Source organism: Yersinia sp. LJYL362 (genome assembly GCF_048323875.1).
The window spans coordinates 1-9,101 of sequence record NZ_JBLWEX010000050.1; the positions used below are offsets into that span (position 1 = coordinate 1).

Below are 9,101 nucleotides of genomic sequence, written 5' to 3' on the forward strand. Positions count from 1 at the left end.
AAACGAATAGTTTCAGCGGCAGAGGCGGACAAACTGATACTGGCAAGGACGGCAGCAATTATTAATTTTTTCATCGCAAATTCCCAAATAGATATCAATGTGACAGATAGCTGGCAAAAGCTTCAGTGGTTGGTTGTGTAAAGTGGCTGGCATCACCTTGTTCGACTACGTGGCCGTTTTCCATGTAAACCACACGGCTGGCCGTTTTACGGGCGACTTCAACCTCATGGGTGACAATCACCTGAGTGATGCCGGTTCCTGCCAATTCACGGATAATGCTAACAATTTGTGCTGTGATTTCTGGGTCAAGCGCCGCAGTCGGTTCGTCAAACAACAAAACCTGCGGTTCCATCATCAACGCGCGCGCAATGGCCACACGCTGTTGCTGACCCCCCGAAAGGTGTAGCGGAAAGCGATCGGCAAAATCAGTCAAACGCAGACGGGTCAGTAACTTTTCTGCCCGCGCCATAGCCTCATCTTTTGACAGACCCAGCACGCGGCAAGGGGCTTCAATCAGATTCTGTATGACAGAGAGGTGTGGCCAAAGATTGTATTGTTGGAAGACCATCCCCACATTCTGGCGTAATTCGCGAATAGCTTTTGCGCCTGGAGCCTGGGAAAAGTCAAAGTGATTACCTGCTATCTGTAAAGTTCCTGAACGTGGCATTTCCAGCAGGTTAAGCACACGCAATAATGAGCTTTTACCGGCACCGCTTGGCCCTAATAGCACTAAGGTTTCGCCCGCAGGACAGTCTAATGTAATGTCGAACAGCGCCTGGTGTACGCCGTAGTAACAGTTAATTCCGTTAAGTTGAATACTCATGCGCCAAATCTGAATAGCCAATGATGTCGTGAATGGTAACTTCCGCGGCATACTTATGCAATCTTTGTGCGTTAAAATTTATTAATAACCAGCATCAGGGGCAGAAAACAGCATAACATTTGGAGTTGAATGCTATCAGAGGGAATTTGTCATGCGATGAATAAATCTGACAGAGCGATCCCCGTCATCTTTCAAATTGTAGGGGTGTTGACTGCTCTCACTAACCCGAATCACTTACTTGAGTAAGCTCATCGGGATGCGTTCGCTTGCCGCCTACCTACAATTCGAAATCTATAGGGGATACTCCTTTTCCTTCAAATTGCGGGGGTGTTGGCTGCATTTTGGGCTGGTTAGTGATCACCCAGAAGTTGGCGCAGGCTGCTGGCCGGGGCAGAGACGCCCATAAAGCGGATATCATCGACGACCCAGCAGGTTCCTTCGCGGATCATCAACACTTCGTCTTGCCACATCACTGATTGCCCACCTGCCGACTGGTGCGTCAAATTGACGCGTAATGGAATATTCCGCGCATCGGTATTAGGAATGGTTGAAGCACTGGCAACATCCGCGCTGGTGTTACCTTCACGCAAACTGGTGAAGATATCGCCATTGATAGTTTGGGTATTATTTACCGTAGAAGAGGTGCGATTCCCTGCTTGCTTTCTGGCTGTTTGAATGTGTTCATAAAGAGCCAGGCTCAGATAAGGGCGAAATTGGGCTGACAGATTATCATCGGGCAAGCCACTCTGATTGCCGATTTGCTGAACCCGCAGGTCATAGAATTTTTGCGCTACCCGGTCCGGCCCACCGTCAATGCAAGGTGCGGCACGACTGCTGATATCTTTATATGCCGGGTCTACGGTATTGCTACAGGCACTCAGCAGAATGGCAAGAGGAAGAATCAGGGCAATATTTTTCTTTTTCATATGATGACCTTAAGTGAAAGAATCTGTTATGAAAGTGATTGTAGTATAGACCCAAAGAATCTGCGGAGTTAACGCGTGTTGAGCTTGCCGTGCTCTTTTAACCAACGGGCCGTGCGGATAATACCTTCATCCAATGACACCTGCGGGCGGTAGCCTAATTCTAATTCTGCACGCTGGGTATCCAGTGTCAGGTCAAAATTAAGTTTAGCGACACCATAATGGGTCAATATTGGTTCCTTTTCGGCTTTATTTCCCAGTTTCTCCATGGCTCGGGCCATGATATCCATCATCGGGTAGGGCACTGAGCGAATACGGCAGGGCATATCCAACTCTTCCAGTAGATGTTGCACGATGGTGCGCAGCGGACGGGGTTGCTGATTAGTAATATTATACGTTCTGCCAGACTGCATATTTTGGCTGTGAGTTGCCAACCACATCGCATGGACGGCATTCTCCTGATAGGTCATGTCTACCAGCGCATCTCCGCCCCGGGGGAGCAGCAGCGTGCCATAATACTTAATCATTTGCAGCAGACGCGGCAACATCACGGTATCGTGCGGGCCGAAGAGACCCTGCGGGCGCAAAATAGTGAAATGGGTTTGCGGGTTGGACAGCGCTAATTGCTGAATCACTTCCTCTCCCGCGGCCTTGCTTCGCGCGAATTCATTGGCGAAACGTGCTGGGCGGAAGTCTTCCTGAATATTACGATGGTGATGATAATCGAAATAAATGGCCGGTGAGGAGATATGAATAAAATTCTCCACACCATAAGCCGCAGCCCATTCGCCCAGGCGGCGTGTGGCGCGGACATTGGCCAGTTCGAAAGCCTGCTCGGTACCCCACGGCGAGGTAAAACTGGAGCAATGCCACAGTGTATCGACATCGGCCAGCATGGCTTTTGCCTGCGAGGAAACCAGATTCGTGAGGTCCGCATGAATAAATTCAGCGCCCATTTTTGTCAATAATACGCCCATCGCCGGATTATTGCCGGTGGCGATAACTTTGATACCCTGACGACGGAGATATTCAACGGCATTTCGGCCTAACCCACAGGTTGCACCGGTGACCAATACCTTCATAGCGAATTCGGTTCCCACCAAAAATCAGAATGCTAGAGCTTTTATTTATTCATCCAGCAAATAAGATGCCATTCTTTCGTGAAATGCAGCGCTATGCAATCAGAATCCCCTGCTTACTTGAATTTGCAGCGTTGTTAGCAGCTCTCATTCACCCAAATCACTTACTTATGTAAGCTCATCGGGGTTCATTCGTTTGCCGCCTAGCTGCAATTCCAATTAATTTGGGGATGTTGTGCTTACTTGAATTTGCAGTGTTATTCGTCGCTCTTGTGGTTGCGTTCGCGGTCATATTGCACTGCTAAAGTGGTGATGCGTTTTGCCATTCCGCGGAAAATAAACAGATGTGCGGGCATCATCACAAACCAATACAGTAATCCATTAAAGCCCGCCGGGTGCCACCATGCCCGAACATCAAAACTACGCCGCCCACCTAAATCCTTGATAGTGAAGGTGAGTCGCCCAAGCCCCGGTGCTTTCATGCCAAACATCATGGCCAACTGACGTAATGGTTTGAGCGTGATAACTTTCCAGCCATCAATCAGGTCACCTAACTCCAGCGTTTCCCTGTCAGGTCGGCCATAAACGACACCTCCACCGGCAAGATCATCCATCCAGGCGCGGGTTTTCCATAACGGATTCCCATAGAAATAACCCTCTTTGCCACCAATTTGCTGTACCACATGCCACAGTGCTTCGCTGGAAGCAGAGGTATAGAGTTGGCAGCCGGCTTGTTTGGGATAAAAGCCATAACCCGGTCGCCAGCGGGCGCGAGCCTCGGGGTCATAACCCCAATCAGGGGAATCCACCACTTCGTCTTCACGGCGTAATGTCTCTTTGACCGCATCGTCAAAACTGATCAGTTGCTGGGGGATAAGTGCCTGTAAAGCCTCACCATCCGCAGGTAGATCGTGATTCAGCCCTTCAATCAATGCGCTGGCAATTGACGTGGGCACCGACGTGACCATATTAATGAAGTAAACCGAGATAAAGCGGGTAGGGAGCGGGATGGGGACCAGCCAACGCCGTTTACCACTGATGGCAATAAAGCGCTCGAACATGGTTTGATAGCTAATGTACTCCGGCCCGGCGACATCAAAAATGCGGTTTTCTGAGGCCGGATGATTGAGCAATTCCGTTAAGTAAATCAGCAAGTTTTCCAGTGCAACCGGTGATGACTTTGAGCGCACCCAGCGCGGTGGCGTCAGAATTGGCAGGTTATAAACCATATCGCGCATAATTTCAAAAGCGGCAGAGCCGGGGCCGACGATAATACTGGCGCGCAGCTCCGTCACCGGAATGCCACTTTGGCGTAGCAGCTCACCCGTCAGTTTGCGGGCAATCAGATGAGGGGAACTGTTATCATCCGGCTGTAATGCACTGAGATAAATGATCTGTTTTACTGACGGACTGTGTTGCAGCGCCACTTTCATATTGGTGGCGGCCAGGCGTTCCTGCTCAATCAAGTCCTGCCCGTCACCCATGCCATGTACCAGATAATAGACGACATCAATATCTTGTAGCGCGGTAATTAGGGTTGAGGGCTGGTAAAGGTCGACAAAACGGCAATCGACCCCCGGCCAGGGTTGCTCTTTTAACCACTCGATACGGCGGGCAGCCGCAGTGACCGCATGCCCTTGCTGACTGAGTCTCGGTACCAGATGCTGACCAATATAGCCACTGGCCCCCAGCACCAATATCCGCTGTGGTGTCATGAGCGCTGCTCGGCCAAAAACTCGCGCCACAACGCGACGACTTTTTCCAAATCCGTACGGCTGATATTGATGTGAGTAATCATTCGGGTGATTGGGCCTGCGCTGATTAATACCCCACGTTCGCGCATCCACGGGCCCAATTTGGCGGCGAATTCGCTAGATTGTTTAATATACAGCACATTGGTTTGCGCTCCCGGAGCCACTATCTCTACCCCGAGCGCACGCAATTGTTGCTCCAACCAAAGGGCATTGTCATGGTCATCTTTTAGTCGCGCTACATTGTGCTCTACTGCATATAGCCCTGCCGCGGCCAGTATGCCCGCCTGGCGCATGCCGCCGCCGGTCATTTTGCGCCAACGACGCGCACGTTTGATGTATTCAGCGCTGCCACACAGCAGTGAGCCAACCGGTGCGCCCAACCCTTTGGAGAGGCAGATTGTCAGAGTATCGCAATATTGCGTGATTTTGCTCAGAGGGACATTCAATGCCACGGCGGCATTAAAAATACGAGCACCATCAATATGTAGCGCCAGTTTCTGTTCACGAGTCAATTCCCATGCCTGCTGCAAGTAACTCAGTGGCAATACTTTTCCGCTGTGGGTATTTTCTAAACTTAACAGCCGGGTTTGGGCAAAATGAATATCATCGGGCTTGATAGCGGCCAAAACTTTATCCAGTGGTAAAGTGCCGTCATCATTTGCATCAATAGGCTGCGGCTGAATACTGCCAAGCACTGCGGCTCCACCGGCTTCATACAGGTAGTTATGCGCTTTTTGGCCGACGATATACTCTTCACCGCGCTGACAGTGAGTCAACAGTGCCACTAAATTTGCTTGTGTGCCGGTCGGCAGGAATAATGCGGCCTCTTTGCCGGATAACTCGGCGGCTTGGGCTTCTAAAGCATTCACCGTCGGGTCATCGCCATACACATCATCGCCGACTTCGGCATTAGCCATGGCTTGGCGCATGGCGGCATCAGGTTGCGTTACTGTGTCACTGCGTAAATCGATCAGCATAATTTTCTCGCGAACAGGGAAAGAGTTGTTTCATCATAGCGAGAATATTAAAACAAAAAAGCCTGAGAAAAGGTTATTTGCTTTAAATAGGATATTCATCCCGCAAGCAAGGTCTGTTCGCTGATTTTGTTCTGATTTTTATTTAATTCCATGAGCAATGGCCAGTGCTGTATTCAGCTTCCCGAGTACTTCGCCTTTTTTATTCATGAAGAAACGTTGTTCCAATGTGCTGGCATCGGCATCACAATACAATTTCAGATGATACTTATTAAGAAACGCCGCCAGACGCCCTTTTTCTATGCCAAAGATCCAATGCTCACCAATATTTTTTAATCCTTCGAACACTTCTTGTGATCCATATGAAATAGTCTCTCCGGCGAGGATATCGGCATAGACATAGTCGAAAATGACTTCACTGCCAGCGGGGGCATAGATATCGATAGCTGAAAAAATAGTATCCACCGTGCTGGGCGGGAGATACATCACTAGCCCCTCCAGTATAAACAGGTTTTTTTCTCCTTTTTTTATCGGCAGTTCTTGCAAGATATGCGCTAAATTCTGTTGATTAAAATCAATCGGGATATAGCGTAAATTTTCGAGGGTAGGAATACTAAGCTCTTGTAGTTTAGCAATTTTACTTTTTTGAGATACCGGATGATCGAGTTCATAAACCCGGTTTTGCTGTAGCTGATTCTGAAAGCGAATAGCCCGGGAGTCAAAGCCCGCGCCCAAAATAAAAATATTGGAAAATTCACTGGCACGTAATTGGAAGAACTCGTCGATATATTTTATCCGGCTAATTAAAAATTCATAGCTGCCCGCAGGTATCTGCGGTGAGAGAATATTACCCGGCATCAAAAATGATTTTTGTGTCATTGAAAAAAAAGAGGTTAAAGAGTGCGAAATTAACAGCGAGATATAATCATCCGTTTTGTATCCCTCTCTTTTCTCACTGTAAGACTTTGCTCTGAGTATGCAGATAAGCTCAGCCGAGGGTGAGAAATCTGACATAGTGCTTTTTGCCATTGTATTTATCCCCAATACAGTCTCGATTTTAATATGATTTTTGCGCCGTTCATTATGTATGAGGATTGAAATAAAGCAGCCTCATGCACCTGCTTAATTTTTATCTGGATAGTATGTGAAAACTGTTAACTGGATGGGAAAATTACAACAATTGTTTACCACAGAAGCCAGTATAAAATCGGCCTCTGTGGCAGGAAAAACGGAGAGAGTTTTTATGAAGTGAACGGTATTTTATCACCGTAACCAGTTGGTTTTGGCCAGTTCGACCACTTCATCACCACGGCCATTAATGATAGCTCTCAGCATGTACAGGCTGAATCCTTTGGCTTGCTCAAACTTGATTTGTGGCGGCATCGACAGTTCTTGTTTGGCCGTGACCACATCGACCAAAACTGGCCCCGGATGGGCAAAAGCGCTTTCCAGTGCCGCATCTAACTCAGAGGCTTTTTCTACCCGAATACCTTTAATGCCCGCCGCGTTAGCGATAGCGGCAAAATCAGGATTATGTAAGTCAGTGCCATCGGTTAGATAGCCACCGGCTTTCATCTCCATGGCGACAAAACCCAATACACTGTTATTAAATACCACAATTTTCACCGGTAATTTTAGCTGTGCCAAGGTGAGGAAATCCCCCATTAGCATAGTGAAACCGCCATCACCACATAAGGCCACAACTTGCCGATTCGGGTCGGTGGCTTGCGCACCAATGGCTTGTGGCATGGCATTGGCCATAGAACCGTGGTTAAACGAACCCAGCAAACGGCGCTTTCCGTTCATTTCCAGGTAGCGGGCAGCCCACACGGTGGGTGTGCCAACATCACAAGTGAAAATGGCATCATCGGTGGCATGGCGGCTGATTTGTTGCGCCAGATATTGCGGGTGAATGGGTTGGTTATCATTGGCGGTTGCCAGCCCATCCAGATCTTTGCGCGTGGTGCGATAGTGCTCCAGGGCTTTGGTCAAAAACGTCTTATCACTTTTGGCGTCTAACTGGGGTAACAGCGCACTCAGCGTAGTTTTGATATCACCGACCAGTGCCATATTGACCGGGCAGTGAGCGCCGATGCTACCGGGGTTGATATCAATCTGAATGATGTTTGCATGAGTGGGATAAAACGCGCGGTAGGGGAATTGTGTCCCCAGTAATACCAGAGTATCGGCATTCATCATGGCATGATAGCCGGAGGCAAAACCAATCAGCCCGGTCATACCTACACTGTAGGGATTGTCCCACTCAATATGTTCTTTACCGCGCAGCGCATGTACCACTGGGGCTTGTAGCATTTCAGCCAGTTTCACCACTTCATCATGGGCATCCGCGCAGCCACTGCCACACATTAGGGTGATATTTTTCGCCTTGTTCAAGATCTCGGCCAAAATATTCAACTCACTCATCAGTGGCTGAACCAAAGGCAGTTTCGGCGTTTGCCACACCACGGCGGCTTCTTCCGGAGCAGGCTGTAGTGCAACATCACCCGGCAGCACAATCACTGAAACACCCCGGTTAAGAATGGCTTTGCGCATGGCAATTTCCAGCACGCGAGGCAATTGTTCCGGATTTGAAACTAATTCACAGTAGTGGCTGCATTCACGAAACAGTTCTTGTGGGTGAGTTTCTTGAAAATATCCGCTGCCAATTTCACTGGAGGGGATATGAGCGGCGATTGCCAGCACGGGAACATGGTTGCGATGGCAATCAAATAAGCCATTAATCAGATGTAGGTTACCCGGGCCACAAGAACCCGCGCACACCGCGAGCTGGCCGGTGAGTTGTGCCTCCGCGCCTGCGGCAAAAGCGGCAACTTCCTCGTGGCGCGTCCCCAACCACTCGATAGTTCCCATGCGGTGCAGGCTATCACTCAGGCCATTGAGTGAGTCGCCGGTTACGCCCCAGATTCGCTTAACGCCAGCTTGTTCCAACGTTTTTGCGACCAGTGTTGCCACGGTTTGCTTCATAGTTGTTCCCTCAAGGATTAATGGCGAGTCATTATCCTATACCCGTCATACTTCAAGCTGCTGGTGCGTTGACTGCTTTCGCGCACCCCGGTCACTTATTGATGCAAGCTTTCAGGGACTTACTCAGATGCCGCCTTCCTGCAACTCGAGTTATTTAGGGTATATGAGGTCAAAGTATGGCGCGTTTAACGATTATTGCCCCATTAACAATATAATTGCCCCATAAATGCGGGCAATAGGCATTTATGGGGCTGACATGAAAAGGCCTTAAGCCAGCTGAACATCCCCCTGCAACTGGCAACTGCATGCCAGAACATAACCCTGAGCGATTTCTTCCGGTGTCAATGTCATGGTGCTGCTGGTGGTGTATTCACCGTGCAGAATGCGGGTTTTACACGAGCCACAAACACCCGCACGACAAGCGGCCATCACTGGCACTTTGTGTTGCTCCAAAGCAAATAACAGCGAGGTGCCAACCGGGACTTTCACACTGCGTAGCGGGTGACTGATGGTCATCGTCAGTTCATTGCCACTGTCGATAGCTTCATCGGATGTTCGAAATT

8 protein-coding genes are annotated in these 9,101 nt (G+C 49.2%); all 8 read right to left on the minus strand.

Annotated elements, in window-relative coordinates:
- Positions 1-94: 94 nt before the first annotated feature.
- Positions 95-823: an arginine ABC transporter ATP-binding protein ArtP gene (gene artP / locus ACNSO8_RS02025; RefSeq protein WP_005162824.1), complete on the minus strand. Its 729-nt coding sequence runs from the start codon at positions 821-823 to the stop codon at positions 95-97.
- Between the two features lie 350 nt (positions 824-1,173).
- Positions 1,174-1,749 carry a lipoprotein gene (locus ACNSO8_RS02030; RefSeq protein ID WP_418393669.1) on the minus strand — a complete coding sequence of 192 codons (576 nt, stop codon included), beginning with the start codon at positions 1,747-1,749 and terminating at the stop codon, positions 1,174-1,176.
- Between the two features lie 68 nt (positions 1,750-1,817).
- Positions 1,818-2,828, minus strand: a complete 1,011-nt coding sequence (locus ACNSO8_RS02035) for an NAD-dependent epimerase/dehydratase family protein (RefSeq protein ID WP_418393670.1) — start codon at positions 2,826-2,828, stop codon at positions 1,818-1,820.
- A gap of 254 nt (positions 2,829-3,082) precedes the next feature.
- Positions 3,083-4,540 (minus strand): DUF2867 domain-containing protein, encoded by a 1,458-nt coding sequence (locus tag ACNSO8_RS02040; protein ID WP_418393671.1) that lies wholly within the window; start codon positions 4,538-4,540, stop codon positions 3,083-3,085.
- Positions 4,537-5,556, minus strand: a complete 1,020-nt coding sequence (gene ltaE, locus ACNSO8_RS02045; RefSeq protein WP_418393672.1) for a low-specificity L-threonine aldolase — start codon at positions 5,554-5,556, stop codon at positions 4,537-4,539. The genes ACNSO8_RS02040 and ltaE overlap by 4 nt, the downstream gene beginning before the upstream one ends.
- 138 nt (positions 5,557-5,694) lie before the next feature.
- The gene (locus ACNSO8_RS02050) at positions 5,695-6,582 is read right to left on the minus strand and encodes a class I SAM-dependent methyltransferase (RefSeq protein WP_418393673.1); all 888 of its coding nucleotides are present in this window, start codon (positions 6,580-6,582) and stop codon (positions 5,695-5,697) included.
- Between the two features lie 234 nt (positions 6,583-6,816).
- Complete coding sequence (gene poxB / locus ACNSO8_RS02055; protein ID WP_418393674.1) at positions 6,817-8,538, minus strand: ubiquinone-dependent pyruvate dehydrogenase; 1,722 nt, start codon at positions 8,536-8,538, stop codon at positions 6,817-6,819.
- A gap of 267 nt (positions 8,539-8,805) precedes the next feature.
- Positions 8,806-9,101, minus strand: a 296-nt coding sequence (locus ACNSO8_RS02060) for a 2Fe-2S iron-sulfur cluster-binding protein (RefSeq protein ID WP_418393675.1), incomplete at its 5' end; no start/stop codon positions are given.